15 protein-coding genes are annotated in these 15,930 nt (G+C 65.9%); 8 read left to right on the forward strand and 7 right to left on the reverse strand.

All coding sequences use genetic code 11. The features are described from left to right. Nucleotides 1-78: 78 nt before the first annotated feature. Both ACWEO2_RS11950 and ACWEO2_RS11955 read left to right on the forward strand, forming a co-directional pair. On the forward strand, nucleotides 79-930 hold the full coding sequence (locus tag ACWEO2_RS11950; RefSeq protein WP_452405291.1) for an SDR family oxidoreductase: 852 nt from the start codon (nucleotides 79-81) through the stop codon (nucleotides 928-930). 84 nt (nucleotides 931-1,014) lie between these two features. Beyond that, complete coding sequence (locus ACWEO2_RS11955; protein ID WP_452405292.1) at nucleotides 1,015-1,524, forward strand: O-acetyl-ADP-ribose deacetylase; 510 nt, start codon at nucleotides 1,015-1,017, stop codon at nucleotides 1,522-1,524. 196 nt (nucleotides 1,525-1,720) lie between these two features. Here the strand turns inward: ACWEO2_RS11955 and ACWEO2_RS11960 are convergent, their stop codons facing one another. Together ACWEO2_RS11960 and ACWEO2_RS11965 are read right to left on the reverse strand one after the other, a co-directional pair. Continuing rightward, the gene (locus ACWEO2_RS11960; protein WP_452405293.1) at nucleotides 1,721-3,616 is read right to left on the reverse strand and encodes a glycosyltransferase; all 1,896 of its coding nucleotides are present in this window, start codon (nucleotides 3,614-3,616) and stop codon (nucleotides 1,721-1,723) included. Between the two features lie 123 nt (nucleotides 3,617-3,739). After that, nucleotides 3,740-4,300, reverse strand: coding sequence for a GtrA family protein (locus tag ACWEO2_RS11965; protein ID WP_452405294.1), 561 nt, complete (start codon nucleotides 4,298-4,300; stop codon nucleotides 3,740-3,742). Between the two features lie 106 nt (nucleotides 4,301-4,406). Here ACWEO2_RS11965 and ACWEO2_RS11970 point away from each other — a divergent pair, with 106 nt between their 5' ends. Together ACWEO2_RS11970 and ACWEO2_RS11975 are read left to right on the forward strand one after the other, a co-directional pair. Continuing rightward, on the forward strand, nucleotides 4,407-5,366 hold the full coding sequence (locus tag ACWEO2_RS11970) for a glycosyltransferase (protein ID WP_452405295.1): 960 nt from the start codon (nucleotides 4,407-4,409) through the stop codon (nucleotides 5,364-5,366). Then, a complete protein-coding gene (locus tag ACWEO2_RS11975) occupies nucleotides 5,363-7,015 on the forward strand; it encodes a DUF2142 domain-containing protein (RefSeq protein WP_452405296.1) in 1,653 nt (550 codons plus the stop codon). Before ACWEO2_RS11970 ends, ACWEO2_RS11975 begins: the two co-directional genes overlap by 4 nt. Before the next feature lie 156 nt (nucleotides 7,016-7,171). Here the strand turns inward: ACWEO2_RS11975 and rfbB are convergent, their stop codons facing one another. Continuing rightward, a complete protein-coding gene (gene rfbB / locus ACWEO2_RS11980) occupies nucleotides 7,172-8,179 on the reverse strand; it encodes a dTDP-glucose 4,6-dehydratase (protein ID WP_452405297.1) in 1,008 nt (335 codons plus the stop codon). Nucleotides 8,180-8,484: 305 nt separating this feature from the next. Between rfbB and ACWEO2_RS11985 the strand changes: the two genes are divergently transcribed. Beyond that, nucleotides 8,485-9,195, forward strand: a complete 711-nt coding sequence (locus tag ACWEO2_RS11985; RefSeq protein WP_452405298.1) for a hypothetical protein — start codon at nucleotides 8,485-8,487, stop codon at nucleotides 9,193-9,195. 313 nt (nucleotides 9,196-9,508) lie between these two features. On the opposite strand, the gene ACWEO2_RS11990 is transcribed toward ACWEO2_RS11985, so the two are convergent. Continuing rightward, nucleotides 9,509-10,516, reverse strand: a complete 1,008-nt coding sequence (locus ACWEO2_RS11990; RefSeq protein ID WP_452405299.1) for an alpha/beta hydrolase — start codon at nucleotides 10,514-10,516, stop codon at nucleotides 9,509-9,511. Nucleotides 10,517-10,777: 261 nt separating this feature from the next. Here ACWEO2_RS11990 and rfbA point away from each other — a divergent pair, with 261 nt between their 5' ends. Further along, nucleotides 10,778-11,650 carry a glucose-1-phosphate thymidylyltransferase RfbA gene (gene rfbA, locus ACWEO2_RS11995; RefSeq protein ID WP_354959674.1) on the forward strand — a complete coding sequence of 291 codons (873 nt, stop codon included), beginning with the start codon at nucleotides 10,778-10,780 and terminating at the stop codon, nucleotides 11,648-11,650. 3 nt (nucleotides 11,651-11,653) lie between these two features. After that, on the forward strand, nucleotides 11,654-12,202 hold the full coding sequence (locus ACWEO2_RS12000) for a dTDP-4-dehydrorhamnose 3,5-epimerase family protein (protein WP_452405300.1): 549 nt from the start codon (nucleotides 11,654-11,656) through the stop codon (nucleotides 12,200-12,202). A 72-nt stretch (nucleotides 12,203-12,274) separates the two neighbouring features. Here ACWEO2_RS12000 and ACWEO2_RS12005 read toward each other — a convergent pair whose 3' ends face one another. Then, complete coding sequence (locus ACWEO2_RS12005; protein WP_452405301.1) at nucleotides 12,275-13,732, reverse strand: MFS transporter; 1,458 nt, start codon at nucleotides 13,730-13,732, stop codon at nucleotides 12,275-12,277. An 85-nt stretch (nucleotides 13,733-13,817) separates the two neighbouring features. Between ACWEO2_RS12005 and ACWEO2_RS12010 the strand changes: the two genes are divergently transcribed. Continuing rightward, the gene (locus tag ACWEO2_RS12010; RefSeq protein WP_452405302.1) at nucleotides 13,818-14,240 is read left to right on the forward strand and encodes a MarR family transcriptional regulator; all 423 of its coding nucleotides are present in this window, start codon (nucleotides 13,818-13,820) and stop codon (nucleotides 14,238-14,240) included. 24 nt (nucleotides 14,241-14,264) lie between these two features. Here the strand turns inward: ACWEO2_RS12010 and ACWEO2_RS12015 are convergent, their stop codons facing one another. Together ACWEO2_RS12015 and ACWEO2_RS12020 are read right to left on the reverse strand one after the other, a co-directional pair. After that, nucleotides 14,265-15,137, reverse strand: coding sequence for a helix-turn-helix domain-containing protein (locus ACWEO2_RS12015; protein ID WP_452405303.1), 873 nt, complete (start codon nucleotides 15,135-15,137; stop codon nucleotides 14,265-14,267). Nucleotides 15,138-15,357: 220 nt separating this feature from the next. Then, nucleotides 15,358-15,888, reverse strand: coding sequence for a DUF4282 domain-containing protein (locus ACWEO2_RS12020; RefSeq protein WP_452405304.1), 531 nt, complete (start codon nucleotides 15,886-15,888; stop codon nucleotides 15,358-15,360). Between the last annotated feature and the right edge of the window lie 42 nt (nucleotides 15,889-15,930).

Here is a 15,930-nt window from a genome sequence, read left to right on the forward strand (position 1 = left end):
CGACTGCTCGCAGGTCGCCCACCGGGTCAGCACGGCCGCGGGCGCACCCACCCGCGGCATCGACGACAGGAGCAGGTCATGACGGAACCGGGATCCAAGCCGCTCGCGGGCGCGACGATGATCATGTCCGGCGGCAGCCGCGGCATCGGTCTGGAGATCGCCAGGCGAGCCGCGGCCGACGGCGCGAATATCACCCTGATCGCCAAGACCGACCAGCCCCATCCCAAGCTCCCCGGCACCATCCATACCGCGGCGGCGGAGCTCGAGGCGGCGGGCGGCACGGTACTGCCCTTCGTCGGCGATGTGCGCATCGATGAGTCGGTCGCCGAGGCCGTGCGGCAGACCGTCGAGCGCTTCGGCGGCATCGATATCGTGGTCAACAACGCGTCGGCGATCGACCTCTCGCCCACCGACGCCATCTCCATGAAGAAGTACGACCTCATGCAGGACATCAACTGCCGCGGCAGCTTCCTGCTCGCCAAGCTCAGCATTCCCGCGCTGCGCGAATCGGCCGCGGCGGGCCGCAACCCGCACATCCTGACCCTGTCCCCGCCGCTCAACCTGGACCCGAAGTGGGCGGGCATGGCACTGGGCTACACCATCGCCAAGTACGGAATGTCGCTCACCACACTGGGTTTGGCCGAGGAACTCAAGGGCGACGGCATCGCGGTCAACTCGCTGTGGCCGCGCACCACCATCGCCACCGCCGCGGTGAAGAATCTGCTCGGCGGCGAGGAGATGATCGCCACCTCCCGCACCCCCGATATCTACGCCGACGCCGCCTACCTGGTGCTCACCTCGCCGTCGAAGGAGACCAGCGGCAACTTCTTCCTCGATGACGAGGTCCTGGCCGCCCACGGCATCACCGACCTCGACAAGTACCGGGTGGTCCCCGGCGATTCCGAACTGACCACCGACCTGTTCCTCTGACCGACGGCGGCCACCCTCGCCCGCGCCACACCGGCCGAGGGTGGCCTTTCGGCAATGGCCTTACTTGCCGCTACCGTCGATACCGTGGTCACCATCATCTTGGTCCGTGGCGATATCACGAAACAGTCGGTGGACGCGATCGTCAACGCGGCCAATTCATCGCTGCTCGGCGGTGGCGGGGTCGACGGCGCGATCCATCGCGCGGGTGGTCCCGAAATTCTGGATGCCTGCCGTGATCTGCGGGCATCGCACTACGGCAAGGGGCTACCGACCGGTCAGGCCGTCGCCACCACCGCGGGGCGGCTGTCGGCCCAGTGGGTCATCCACACCGTCGGCCCGGTCTGGTCCGCGACCGAGGACCGCAGCCCCCTGCTCGCCTCCTGCTACGGCGAATCACTGCGGGTAGCAGACGAATTGGGTGCCCAGACCATCGCCTTCCCCGCCATCTCCACCGGCATCTACCGCTGGCCGATCGATGACGGCGCGCGCATCGCCATCGAAACCGTCCGCAGCACAACGACAAACCTCACCGAAGTTCGCTTCGTCCTGTTCGACGAGCGCGCATACACCGCATTCGAAACCGCGCTGCACTGAACAGCCGCGCCCGAAGACCGGTCACGTTCCGCGAACCGCGCGCAAATTATCGGCAGATCAACGATCATCACGCATAACCAGTGCCGGTCGCGCAGACCTCACACCCTGTGCGCGCTAGTCACTGGTTGTGCGACAGCAGTTCTAGTCCGCTAGGCCGGGATGTAGCGCGCAACGGGTGCGTGGCGAATGTTCGGGGCTAGTCCGGCTTGATGCCGTACAGGCGCTCCCAGTTCTCGCGGCTGGTCAGTTCGGGGACGGCGGCGCGGTACTGCCGGGTCAGGGTGGGCAGCTCGCGGCGCAGGCGGCGCAGGACGCGGATGGTGCGGATCAGCAGGGCGCGGGCGCGGGCCTTGTCGCGCTGGCGGATTCGGACGCCGGACTGTGAGGCATCGGTGACCACGACATGGTCGAAGAGCGCGACGTGCCACCAGTGCGCGTCCTCGCGGGTGACGCCGATCAGGCCGTGCTGGGTGCGGCCGGTCCACTGGGCGATGGCCCGCTTGATCAGGACCGCGGTCACCCGGCTCGGTTCGCCACCGGCGCGGCGCATTTGGATATCGGGCGAGCGGACCGGCGGAGTCGCGGCCGGATGTTTGATCGTCTCCGGGTAGTCCGCGCGGCCGGTGCGGGCGGCGGCCAGGGCCGCGATACCGCCGTCGCGCAGGATCTTCGGGCCCTGGAGGAAATCCTCGATGCCCTGCAGCGTGGTGTGCACCAGGCCGTACTGCATGGCGACCAGGTGTTCGGCCAGACTGCGGAACAGCTGGCGGGTAATGGCCTTGCCATCGAGATCGGCGTGCAGCGAACCGACGATGAGCGAATTGCGCGTGCTGAAGTAGCGCGCCCAGTCGTCGTAGTCCTTCCAGTAGAAGTCGGCATGCCACACCGCGGCATTGGGCAGCGTGACCGTGACGAATCCGTGCTCGCGGGCCCGGATGCCGTATTCGACATCGTCCCACTGGAAGAAGATCGGCACCGGCAGCCCGATCTTGGCGACCACCTCGGCCGGGATCAGACAGGTCCACCAGGCGTTGTACCCGGCGTCGACGCGGCGCTCCTGGTTCTTCTTGAGCATGCTGGTGTTGCGCAGCGCCTTCGACACCTTCTGGCCGTGCTTGAGTTCGTGCAGATGCACTTCCTCGGCGCCGACATTGAGGTAGTCCGGGTTGAGCAGGAACAGCATCTGCGCGCCGACCAGGGTCGGTTCCGCGGTCAGATTGGCGAAGGCATTGAGCCGCAATACCGTTTCCGGCTCGCAGAGGATGTCATCGTCCATCAGGATGACGTCGGCGTGCTCGTTGACCGCGGACACCTCGTAGAGACCGCGGGTGAACCCGCCCGCCCCACCGAGATTCGGCTGGCGGATGTATCGCAGCTTGTCACCGAAGACCGGCAGGGTCTCTTGGAAGCGCGGCTGGTTCTCGACCAGATCGGTGCCCTGATCGACCACGTACACCGCGTCGATGGCCGCGAGTATCGGCGCGTCGGAGGCCAGTGCGGCCACCGTCTCGGCGCAGTCCGCGGCCCGGTTGAAGGTGCAGATCGCGATGGCGACGGGGCGCACGTGATCGGGCGCGGTCGCTGTCCAGGTCTGCGCGGAGATGCCGAGTTCGCCGCCGATGGCATCGAATTCGAGCCACAGCGCGCCGCCGTCGACGTACTGGTCCAGCGGTGCGGTCAAGGTCAAGGGGCCACTCGCGGTGACCTCGGCGGTGTCGATGATCCGGCGGTGCCCGGCGATGTCGGAGGCGACGAGCCGAATCCTGGCCCGCTTGGTCACATCCAGCACCATGGTCGCCCACACCTCGGTGACCGTGGTCCAGCGCTGCCAGTAGCTGGCCGCGAACCGCCCGAAATAGGTGTTGGTGTGCGCGGAGGCGCCCTTGTCCAGTCGCAGCTCCAGCCGTTCCCGATGCGCTCTGCCCTTGACGACGGCGTAGAGCTCATCGCTCACCTTCGCCGACGGCCCGGTGAAGATGCCGCGCTGCAGCACCAACCGATCGGGCGCCTGGTGATCGGCGCGCAGCGAGGCGGGCGCGGTCGAAGGGCGGTCATTCGTCTCGGTAACGGCTTTGGTAGCCGACTGATCCATGAAGGTCCTCGAAATCGTTTTGGTGCCGACGGGACAGACATGCCCCAGGATGGCCGTTCGCGGCGGGGCCGAGGATATCAACCGGACTCGGCAACCGCCTGTCCAGCAACCCGGCCACCGCCATCATCTATGTTGCTCGCTATTAGCTGATGTGGGCGCCGAACCGACGAATACGAATTTGTCATAGGCCCAATAGCGGAATACCACCGCGACGATCTGGCCGATGAGCGTGCCGGAGATGTTGTCCGACAGTGGTGACGACAGTTCGAGAACATAGCGGGAGAATCCGAGGCAACCCAGTTGCAGACCGATAGCGACCACGTTGAATACGGCATACAACAAATATTCGCGACCGGGATTGTCGGATTTCTTGTGCCCGAAGGTCCACCACTTGTTACCGAAGTAGGTCACCACGGTCGCTACGGCGATCGCGATGATCTTGGCGGGCAGCGGCGCGTGGTACAGCACACCCTCGCCGCCCCAGAAAACCAGCAGGTTATAGGTGCCCGCGTCGACGAGGAAGCCGATCGCGCCGACCACCAGGAACGCACCACCGCGCCGCAGCGCGGCGATCACCTTCGCGGTCAGCGAGTCGTCCACCGGCGGCTCCGCAGCGTCGACCGGCGTCGATTGCGGGGAGCCGGACCGCTCGGAGAATGACACGGGCTGCTCGGGGTAAGGCACTCGGCGACGGTACCCCAGTAGGCTCGGAACCGAGTGAGCACCAAGCGGTGCAGCCCTGTACCCTCCCGGTGTTCCCCATTCACCGCCGACATCGAGGATTGACCGGGTGGACTCCACCGAGCTCCGAATTGCCGCAGTGGTGCCATGCCACAACGAGGAGGCTTCGGTCGCCAAGGTCGTCGCCGACCTGCAGGCCGCCGTGCCGGGAATCGTCGTCTACGTCTACGACAACCTCAGCACCGACGCGACCGCCGAACGGGCCCGCGCGGCCGGGGCGATCGTGCGCCATGAACACACCAAGGGCAAGGGCAATGTGGTGCGCCGCGCCTTCGCCGATATCGAGGCCGATATCTATCTGATGATCGACGGCGACGACACCTATGAGGCGTCGGCCGCACCGCTGATGATCAAGACACTGCTCGACGGCCCCTATGACCATGTGCTCGGTGTGCGTAAGCAGGACCAGGGCGCATCGGCCTACCGGTCCGGCCACGAGACCGGAAACAAGGTGCTCAACGGCGTCGTCGGCAAGGTGTTCGGCGAGAACGTGGAGGATATGCTCAGCGGCTTCCGGGTGTTCTCGCGCCGGTTCGTCAAGAGCTTTCCGGCCGTCTCGCGCGAATTCGAGATCGAAACCGAACTGACCGTGCACTCCCTGCATCTGCGGGTGCCGCAGACCGCGGTTCCGGTCGGCTTCCGTGATCGGCCCGCGGGCAGCGAGAGCAAGCTGCGCACCTATCACGACGGGTTCAAGATCCTGGCGCTGATCATCGGATTGGCCAGACATGAGCGGCCGGTCGCGTTCTACGGACTGTTCGGCACGCTGAGCTGGCTGGTCTCGATCATCCTGACCATCCCGATCGTGGTCGAGTTCTACAACACCCATGAGGTGCCGCGCTTCCCGACACTGTTCCTCGGCTTCACCCTGCTGCTGCTCGGCAGCCTGGCCTGGACCGCCGGCCTGATCCTGGATGGCATCCGGCGCTCCCGGCACGAGGCCGCGCGACTTGTCTACCTGCGGTATTCGGCGGTCGGCGCGGATGACACCGGTGGAGCCGAGCGTTGACCACCTCGGCGGATCGGACCGCAACCGCCGCAACCGAATCGAACCCGGAACCGGCGCTGAGCGCGGATAGCGATACCGCCGTTGGGGATTCGACGACACTGCCCGCGTCCGCATCCGAATCCAGTGCCACCGAGCCGGATTCGAGCAGCACGGACAGCGACGCTCCGGCCACAAACAATCCGAAGCGCGATTTCGGACGTCGGATCGTGGCCCGGTTCGGCGCCGCCACGATCGCCTTCACCATCATCGTCACGGTCTTCGGTGCGCTGTTCGCGTGGATCACCCCGCCGTTCTGGGGCCACGACGAGATCACCCAGTTCGGTCGCGCCTATCAGGTCGCACACGGCGGGTTCCGACCCGAGCGGATCCCCGACAATCGCGGCATCTCCTACGGCGGCGATGTGCCATCGAGCATCACCGCGCTGATGGGCTACGCGCTGCACGATTACACGACCAATCCGGATGAGCCGGATCCGATGGTCGCCGATCCCGGCGCCTATGCCCGATTCGAGGGCGCCGCGGTGTCGAAGACCGAGGAAGCGGTCTGGTTCACCAATACCGCCGCCTACTCGCCGGTGCCGTATATCCCGGCCGCCATCGGCATTCGGCTCGCCGAACTGTTCGGGCTCAATGTCGGCGCCATGATGCTGCTGACCCGCCTGGCGGGCCTGGCCGTCTATCTCGCCCTCGTCGGATTCGGCCTCTACGCCCTGCGCGCGCATCGGGTGCAGTGGCTGGCGTTCACCGTCGCCGTACTGCCGATCGCGGTCTTCCAGGCGGGCACCGTCACCGCCGATACGCTGACCAACGCACTGGCCATTCTGGTCTCCACGCTGCTGGTCAAGGCACTGTTCCTCGGCAACGGCCTCGGTCGCGTCGAGACCGCGGCGCTGCTGGCCGCGACCGTCGCGCTGCCGGTCAGCAAGCCGACCTATGTACTACTGGCCGTGCTCGTGGTGCTGGTGCCGACGGACCGGTTCGCCTTCGGCGGCAATTCCGGCTGGAAGCGTCTGCTCCCATGGGGTTTCGCGGCATTGGGTGCGGCGGCCTTCGCGGTCTGGATGAAGATCGCGGCACCGACCACCGACGGTATGGGCCTGATGCGCCCACCGCACCAATGGAATTCGGTGCGGCCCAGCGATCAGCTGCACGGCATCCTCAGCGACCCGTTGGATTTCGTGAACGTCTTCGGCGAGAGCATCGCACTGCGCGACCAGCGGTGGTTCACCCAGTTCTTCGGTGAACTCGGCTTCGCCTACATCGACGTCCCCGCCCTGACGGTGCTGGCCTGCCTGCTCGCATTCGCGGTGAGCGTCGGTATCGCGGACCGGATGAACACCGCGACCGCCACCTTCCGGCGCACGCTGATCGTGGCGCTGACCGTGCTCGCGAGCGTCGCGATGATCTACGTGACGCTGTACATGTCGTTCACCCCGGTCGGCTACTACATCATCGACGGCGTACAGGGCCGATACTTCGTACCGCTGGCGATCCTGGCACTGGCGGTGCTGCTGCGCTGGATGCCATTGCGACTCACCGATGTCCGCGGTCGGACCCCGGCCAAGGGTCCGGCGATCACGATCATCGCGGCCACGCTGGTGGCCCTGATCGCCGCGCTCTGGAAGTACTACTCGATCGTCTGGGGCTGACAGACCCCCGCCGCTCTCGGTCCGTGCCACGGGCCGACCGAGGCGACAACTGATTTCGGAAGGACCTGGGTACACCCAGAACCCGGGCGCACACCGACCGTCGGCCCGGGAGCTGAACCTCAGCGCTCCCGGGTCCGGCCAGCGGCTCGGGGGAGTTCAGGCGTTGATGGTCCGCTCGCCCGCATCGGCGTACGCGCGTTCGGTGTTGGCCTTGGCCGGACGCCACCAGCTCTCGTTATCGCGGTACCACTGGATGGTGGCGGCCAGCCCGGCACGGAAATCCGAATACCGCGGCGTCCAACCGAGTTCGGTGCGCAGCAGCGATGCATCGATCGCATAGCGCTGGTCGTGGCCGGCGCGGTCGGTGACATGGTCGAAGTCGTCCGGATCGCGGTCGAAGGCCTCGAGGATCATCCGCACCACCGACTTGTTGTCGAGTTCGCCGTCGGCACCGATCAGATAGGTCCGGCCGGTCCGCCCGCGCTCCAGGATGTCCCATACCGCACGGTTGTGGTCATCGACGTGGATCCAGTCGCGCACCTGGTGTCCGGCACCGTAGAGCCGCGGCCGAACCCCATCGATGAGATTGGTGATCTGGCGCGGGATGAACTTCTCCACATGCTGATACGGCCCATAGTTGTTGCTGCAGTTGGAGATCGTCGCGCGGACGCCGAACGAGCGGGTCCAGGCGCGCACCAGCAGATCGCTCGATGCCTTGGTGGCCGAGTAGGGGCTGGACGGGTTGTAGGGGGTGTTCTCGTCGAATGCGGGCCCGTCCGGGGTGAGATCGCCGTAGACCTCATCGGTGGAGACATGGTGGTAGCGCACCTCATGGCGGCGCACCGCTTGCAGCAGCGAGTAGGTGCCGACGATATTGGTCTGCACGAACGGCCACGGTTCGGCGAGGGAGTTGTCGTTATGCGATTCGGCGGCGAAGTGCACCACGGCGTCGACACCGCTGACGAGTTCGTCCACCAGATCCAGATCGGCGATATCACCGTGTACGAAATCGATGCGGTCGGCCACCGACTCGAGCGAGGCCCGATTTCCCGCGTAGGTCAGGGCGTCAAGGACGGTTACCGTGGCGTCGGGCCGCTCGGCCACCGTCTGTTGGACGAAATTCGCACCGATGAACCCGGCCCCGCCGGTTACGAGCAGTCGCACCCCCTGACCTTACGTCGCCGCGGCAGTGTGCCGACGCCGGATCCGCTTCCCTACGCCCACCTGCGCAGCGAGAGTTCTAATCTGTGAACTTCATCACGCTAAGCGATTGTAAAGAAAAGCGATTAGTTCGGATTCCCACAAAAAACCATGGTCAACGTAGTGATTTCAAAGAACTCACCAAGCTTCGGGTCGTGATGGTGAACAAAATTTGAATAAACGGTCACAAACGGTTCACCACGCGTTAGCTGCACTAGATTTCGATCGTCTAGTCCCCTCCGAACGCTTCACATCGAGGTCCAGAACAAATGCTGATGAGGAAATTCGCCGCGACGTCGGCACTGCTGATCGCCGCCATGGGCATCACTGCAGGTACCGTGAACGCGGCTCCGGCGGAGTCCGCCGACGCCCCGATCAACTTCACCGCCCACGCAACCGACACCCAGTCGATCATCTCGATCGACGCCGGCTCGCTGGTCGTCGAGGACAACGCCCTCAAGATCAAGGCCGCCGACGGCACCACCGTCGCGGGCACCCCGCTCACGGCTCGCATCGATGATTTCGAGTTCCCGGTCGCGGCGGAGATCTCCGACCGCACGGCCACCCTGACCCCCCAGATCGACATGGCGCACGCCACCTACAAGCCGGTCGCGCTGCCCTTCGAGGACCAGGCCCCGTTCAAGACCCCGTACGACCGTGAGGTGGCCGCCTTCAACCGCATGAAGGACACCGTCGCCATGGGCGCCACCATCGGCACCCTGGTCGGCGGCCTCGGCGGCGGCGCCATCGGCTGCGTCCTCGGCGGTATCGCCGGTGCGACCGTTGCCTCGGCCGCCATCGTCGGTCTGTTCGGTGCGTTCATCCCGGCCGCCGCCATCGGCTGCCTCGGCGGCATCATCGCCGTCGGTGCGCTGGGCACCCTGGCCGGTCAGATCCTGATCACGGCTCCGGTTGCGATCGGTGCGGCGATCCAGTACTTCGCCACCACCTCCGCGCCGTTCAACGCGCCGCCGAAGTAAGTCGAGCGCTCTACACAACTGAAGCGAACAGCAGAAACCCCGCCCGGTCCGATCGGGCGGGGTTTCTGCTGTTCGGCCGAATTACGGAACCGTGATAGCAAAGTTGGACACGGCAGAGTCAGAAAAACTAGACCCGTCCAGCAGATGAATAAAAGGTTAATACGGTCGAACTAAATGGCGGCCGGAATTTGCGGCGCACGGAATTCTCCGGACCACGGAAATTCCACAGCCGCGGCGCAAGCAAAGAACCCCGCCTCCCGACTGCCCGAACGCGCAGTCAGGAGGCGGGGTCGACTCGTCCGGCCGATCCAGGTCAAGCCGTCCGAGCCCGCTGCGGCTGCTCGAGTCGGGCGCGGACGAACCGGGATACCCGGGCCAGCGCCATCCTGCTCTCGGGCAGATTGGGGGCAATGGCCATGAAGGCGTGCACCTGACCGCGCCAGATCTCCAGCGCGTTCGGTACACCGGCCGCGGTCAGCCTGCGGGCCATCAGCTCGCAGTCATGGCGCAGCACCTCGTCCTCGGCGGCGATCAGCAGCACCGGCGGCAGACTCGCCAAGGCACCGTTGACCGGCGACATCATCGGATCCAGCTTGCCGTCCAGCTCCGCACCGATCCGCACGACCGCCTCCAGCGCGGACAGCGGAAGATAGGGATCGCGCTCGACATTCACGTAGTCCCGCTTGGCCGCGTAGTCCAGATCGAGGAGCGGGCTCAGCCCCACCAGCCCACCCGGGGACGGCAGACCGGCCTCGATGGCGCGCAGTGCGGTGCTGAAGGCCAGGAACCCACCCGCCGAATCGCCCGCCAAGACGATCCGGGACGGGTCCGCGCCGTGCCGCAGCAGCCAGCGGTAGGCGCTCAGACAATCCTCGATCGCCTCGGCGATACTGCGTCCCGGCAGTTGCCGGTAGTCGACATTGACCACGGGCAGTCCGGTGCGCCGGGCCAGGCTGGCCGCAATGGGACGATGGGTGCCCAGTCCGCAGATGGCGAAGCCGCCACCGTGCATGTACAGCACCGCGCCGTGCCGCAAGGCACGCGAACCACCGGACGGGCGCAGGATCTCCATTCGAAACCCGTTCAGCGCCACCTGTTCCCGATCGACGCCGCGCGGCTGCGGCCGCAAGCGGGCCAGGGTATCGATCGCGACGGCACCGACCGGAATGGTCGCCCGGCTGACCGGAAACAGGCGCAATACCGGGCGCACCGCGCCGAGGCAGGTCGCCAGGAGCATTCGCGCTGGCGCGCTCGGGCCGTCCGGGTTCATCAGCAAACCCGGCTCACGCGGGTCGAATTCACTCACGCTGGTCGCCGACATCGCGCACCTACCTCACACTGGCGCGCCGAGCCCGACCGAACGGTTACCCAGGCAAGAGTCGACGCTGACATCTCACACGTACCCAGTGTGCGTCACTTCCCAGCAGGGGTGACGCACTGATGTTTCAGAACATCACGGATGCGTGACCTACGCAACACTTATCGCCCGCCGCGCCCGGTTACCAAACGTTCGTGATCAATTTGTAGGCGAGTCGGAACCTCGCCGAAGCCGAGCCCGATGCGCCTGGCAGACTCGGGGACCATGCGCGGAATCATCTTGGCCGGTGGCACCGGTTCCCGGTTGCATCCGATCACGCGCGGGGTGAGCAAGCAGCTGGTCCCGGTCTACGACAAACCGATGGTCTACTACCCGCTGTCCACCCTGATGCTGGCGGGCATCCAGGACATCCTGGTCATCACCACCCCGGAGGATGCGGAGGCGTTCGCCCGCCTACTCGGCGACGGCTCGCAATTCGGCATCGCGATCAGCTATGTGGTGCAGCCGGAACCGGACGGACTCGCCAAGGCCTTCGTGCTCGGCGCCGACCACATCGGCGGCGACAGCGCCGCACTGGTGCTCGGCGACAATATCTTCCACGGCCCCGGTCTCGGCACCAGCCTCGAGCGCTTCACCGAAATCGACGGCGGCGCGGTCTTCGCATACTGGGTATCGGATCCGACCGCCTACGGCGTCGTCGAATTCACCGACGGCCGAGCGGTTTCGATCGAGGAAAAGCCCAAGGTGCCCCGATCCAATTACGCCATCCCCGGGCTGTACTTCTATGACAACGATGTCGTGGAGATCGCCCGCGAGCTGCGGCCGTCGGCGCGCGGCGAATACGAGATCACCGATATCAATCGCGCCTATCTGGAACAGGATCGGCTGCGCGTCGATGTGCTCGCCCGCGGTACTGCGTGGTTGGACACCGGCACCTTCGATTCGCTGCTGGACGCCGCCAACTATGTGCGCACCATCGAACAGCGGCAGGGCCTGAAGATCGGTGTGCCGGAAGAGGTCGCGTGGCGGCAGGGCTTCATCGACGATGAGCGGCTGTGCGCGCTGGCCGAACCGCTGGTTCGCTCCGGATACGGAAGCTACCTGCTCGATCTGCTCGAGCGCGGACGGGATTGGTGAGCGATGGAGTTCCGTGAACTCGCCGTGCCGGGCGCATGGCTGATCACACCGCGCCAATTCGGCGATGACCGTGGCATGTTCTGCGAATCGTTCAAGACCTCGGAGTTCGAGAAGGTGACCGGTCGGCAGTTCGATCTGCGCCAGGTCAACTGCTCGGTCTCGGCAGCAGGGGTGCTGCGCGGCATCCACTACACCGAGGATCCGCCGGGGCAGGCGAAGTACGTGACCTGTGTGCGGGGTGCGTTTCTCGATGTGGTCGTCGACGTGCGGCCGGGTTCGCCGACCTACGGGCGCTGGGACAGCGTGGTACTCGACGATGTGGACCGGCGCTCGATGTTCCTATCCGAGGGGCTCGGCCATGCGATCCTCTCGCTGGCCGACAACTCGACCGTCACCTATCTGTGTTCGCTCGAGTACACACCCGAATTCGACCGGGATATTGATGCTTTCGATCCGCGGCTCGGCATCGAGTGGCCCAAGACCGGTCTCGACGGTCAGCCGCTGACCTATATCCGGTCTCCCAAGGACGCCGCCGCACCGCCCTTCTCGTAAACGCCGAACGCCACCGCCTCCGATGAGGGAGGGAAGCGGTGGCATTCGACTTACTGTCGGCCGGAAGGGGATTCAGCCGACGAGTTCCAACTCCGGCTCCTGCGCCCGCGCCTTGGCACGCTTGGGCAGGTAGGCCGTCATGGCGATGAGCGCGCCGACGATGGCCACACCGGCGGCGAACTGCAGGCCGGGCCGGAAGTTGTCGAGCACCGCGGCCGGGGTGCTCGCCCCGTGGCTGCCCGAGGAGATGATCGCCGTGTTCACCGCGAGCACGATGGCCGCACCGACCTGCATGGAGGTCTGCAGCACACCGGCCGCCAGACCCTGCTCATCGTCATCGATGCCATTGGTCGCCTGAATGTTGATGGCGGGGAAGCCGACCCAGCCGATGCCGATCAGCAGCACCGCGGGCAGGATCATCGTCAGATACGACGGCGTGGTGTCCAGCCGCAGGAACAGCAGGTAGCCGATCGCCATCACGACCATGGTGACGGCGATGATCGGTCCGGTGCCGAACCGATCGACGAGCTTATCGGAGAAGAACGCCGACGCGACCACCAGCAGACCCACCGGCAGCAGTGCCATGGCCAGCTTCAGCGGCGACCAGCCGAGCGAATCCTGCAGGTACAGGGTCACGATGAACTGCCAGCTGAAGTACGAACCCGCGACCGCGATGATCGCGAGGCTGGCCCGGACCAGCGTCACCTTGCGCAGGATGCCCAGGCGCACCAGCGGGTACTTCACCTTCTTCTCCACCGCGACGAATCCGGCGAGAAGCACGGCGGCGGCGATGAACGAGATGATGGTGCGCGGCGAGCCCCAGCCCGCCTCGGGTGCGGAGACGACGGTGTAGACCAGCAGCAGCATGCCCGCCGTGGACAGCAGCGCACCGAGAATGTCGTGCCCGCCCTCCTCGGCGGCCTCGTCCTTGGGCACCAGCACCCAGGCCGCGCCCAGCGCGGCGAGCGCGATCGGAACCGGAAGCAGGAAGGTCCAGCGCCAGCCGATGCCGGTCATCAGACCGCCGAACAGCAGGCCCATGGAGTAACCGCCCGCACCGAACACGGTGTAGATGGACAGCGCCTTATTGCGGGCCGGGCCCTCGGCGAAGTTGGTGGTGATGATGGACAGACCGGTCGGGGCGGTGAACGCCGCGGCCAGGCCCTTGATGAAACGGGTCAGGATGAGCAGCGGGCCGGAGGTGACCAGACCGCCGGCCAGCGAGGCAATTGCGAACACGGCGAGCGCGATCAGGAAGACCTTGCGCCGCCCGAGCAGATCGGCGGTGCGCCCGCCGAGCAGCAGCAGGCCGCCGTAACCGAGCACATAGCCGCTGACCAGCCACTGCAGGGTGGAGGTTGAGAGATCGAGTTCGGCGCCGATGGACGGCAGCGCGACACCGATCATCGAGACGTCGAGACCATCGAGGAACAACACAATGCAGAGCGTGATCAGCATGCCCCAGAGACGGGTGGACCATCTGATCGGATCGGTCGCCGTGGCGTCCGAAAGGGTTGCTGCAGAAGTCATGGGCGGAACATTACATGCGGCCACATTAAATGCCAACACATTTAATGTGGTTGCATGGTTTACTCCGGAGCACTAGGATAGGGCCATGTCGAAGCCGTCGACAACAGAATTAGTAGGGCGCGATGTGGCGCCCGCCGGGTTGGTCGCCGAGTGGCGCGAGCTGCTCGACCGGCACGCCGCCGTGAGCTGTGCGCTCGAGAAGGAGCTGCAGGGCAGGCACGACATCGGACTCAGCGAATTCGAGACGCTGGACCGGCTGATCGATGCCGACTGCGGCAACTACCGGATGAGCGATCTCGCCAGCGACATCTATCTGAGCCAGAGTGCGCTCTCGCGCGCGGTGGCGCGCCTCGAGCGCGACGGACTGGTCTCGCGCAGCATGTGCACCGAGGACCGGCGGGCGATCTTCGTCTGTCTCACCGAGAAGGGCCGCGAGGTCTACGAATCGGCGCTGCCGACCCATCGCGAGGTGCTCGGGCGCACCTGGGGCAGCCGCCAGAAGTGCTGAGCGGGCCAGCTACCCGGGCAGCTGCTAGATACTCTCGCGCGCTTCGTCGATGACGCGGCGCGCGTCAACCGCAGCCGATTTGATGTTCGCGAAAGCCTTTCGGTACCGCTCGACTTCGGGTTCCTTGTCCAGGTACACCGGACCGGTGAACGCCTCGACATAGACCACCGGCGGCTCGCGCAGTTCGCCCTGCGCCTCGGCGAAATCCAACAGCACGAACCGGCCGGAATCCATGCCGTCGTGATAGCCGGAATCCGAGGGCACCAACTGAATTCGCACATTCGGCAGATCACACATGCGCCGCAGGTGGCTCAGCTGCTCGGCGGTCACCGCGTCACCACCGATGCGCCGCCACAGCAGCGCCTCGCTGATCACCACATCCAATTGCAGCGGCGCATCCTTGCGCGTGACCAGCGCCTGCCTGGCCATGCGCAACTGCACCCGGCGATCGATATCGGTCTCCGCTGCCTCCGGCCGCGCGGACCGCAGCAGCGCGCGGGTATAGGCCTCGGTCTGCAGCAGTCCGGGGACCAGCTCGCTCTCATAGGTGGACAGCGCGCGAGCGGCCTCCTCCAGCCCGATGTACACCTCGAAGCCCTCGGCGATCACATCGCTGTAGCCGGTCCACCAGCCCCTGGCCTTGGTCTCCCTGGCCAGCGCGGTCAGCGGTTCGACGAGATCGGTTGGCGCACCGTAGATCTTGCACATGGCCTCGACGTCCAGGCTGCGCAGCGAGGTCTGACCGGTTTCGATGCGCCAGATCTTGGCCTCGGACCACTCGAGCTGCTGGGCCGCCATCCTGGTGGTCATCCTGGCCCGATTGCGCAGATCACGCAGATGCCGTCCGAGCTGCCTACGCGGCATGGTCGAACCAGTCGTGCCCTGCGGTAAAGCCATGCTTCCCCCTCGCGCCGTGCGCCGAATCACCCGGATGTCCTCCCGAGTCTGCCGGTCCGGCGCGCCTCCAACCGGTATCCGCAACAGATATCCGGATATCCGAACAGCATTGTTTCACAGTAAAACTGACACTGGTCACGACGGGCGTCCCAGGTACGCCGGTGGCGCACGAGCGCCGAAGAGGTTCCCGCTCGGGATGATCCGGCAATTCAGCCTGGTTCTACTTCCGCGTGCCGCGCTTGCCGAAGCGCCAGAACTGCACGGCACGAACGTCTTCGGAGAGCTGGTTGACCGGCTCGGCGACATCGGAGAGCGCCTGGAACAGATCGTCGGCGAGATCGGCGATGTGTTCGACCCTGGACGCCAGCTTGGCGGCGTTCTCGAGGAATTCGAGCAATAGGCGCACCACGGCCGCGATGGTCAGGCCGAGCGGTACCGCGAGCAAACCGGTCAGCACCCCGAGAACCGCCGAGACCTGCCACATCAGGACCGTCAGCGCGATCGGGATACCGATCGCGAAGGCCAGGCCGAGCATGTAGGCGAGGGGCAGCAGGGTACGGGTCGCGGGACGGTGGAACTGCACGTCGAGCAGGCCGCGGGCGGCCTCGGCGCTCCAGGCCCGCGGACTTTCGAAGGGTTCGGCGGGTTCCGGCTCGTCCGTACCGCGCGCGAATCGCCTCGACGCATTCTCTTTCCAAGCGATCCAGCGGGATTCGGTTTCGAGTTCGGCCGAATCCGGCGCCTCGACCACGTCGGGGTCATCGGGCGCATTCGTCGCCCGGCCCCCCGTCGA

Source organism: Nocardia sp. NPDC004278 (assembly GCF_053602975.1).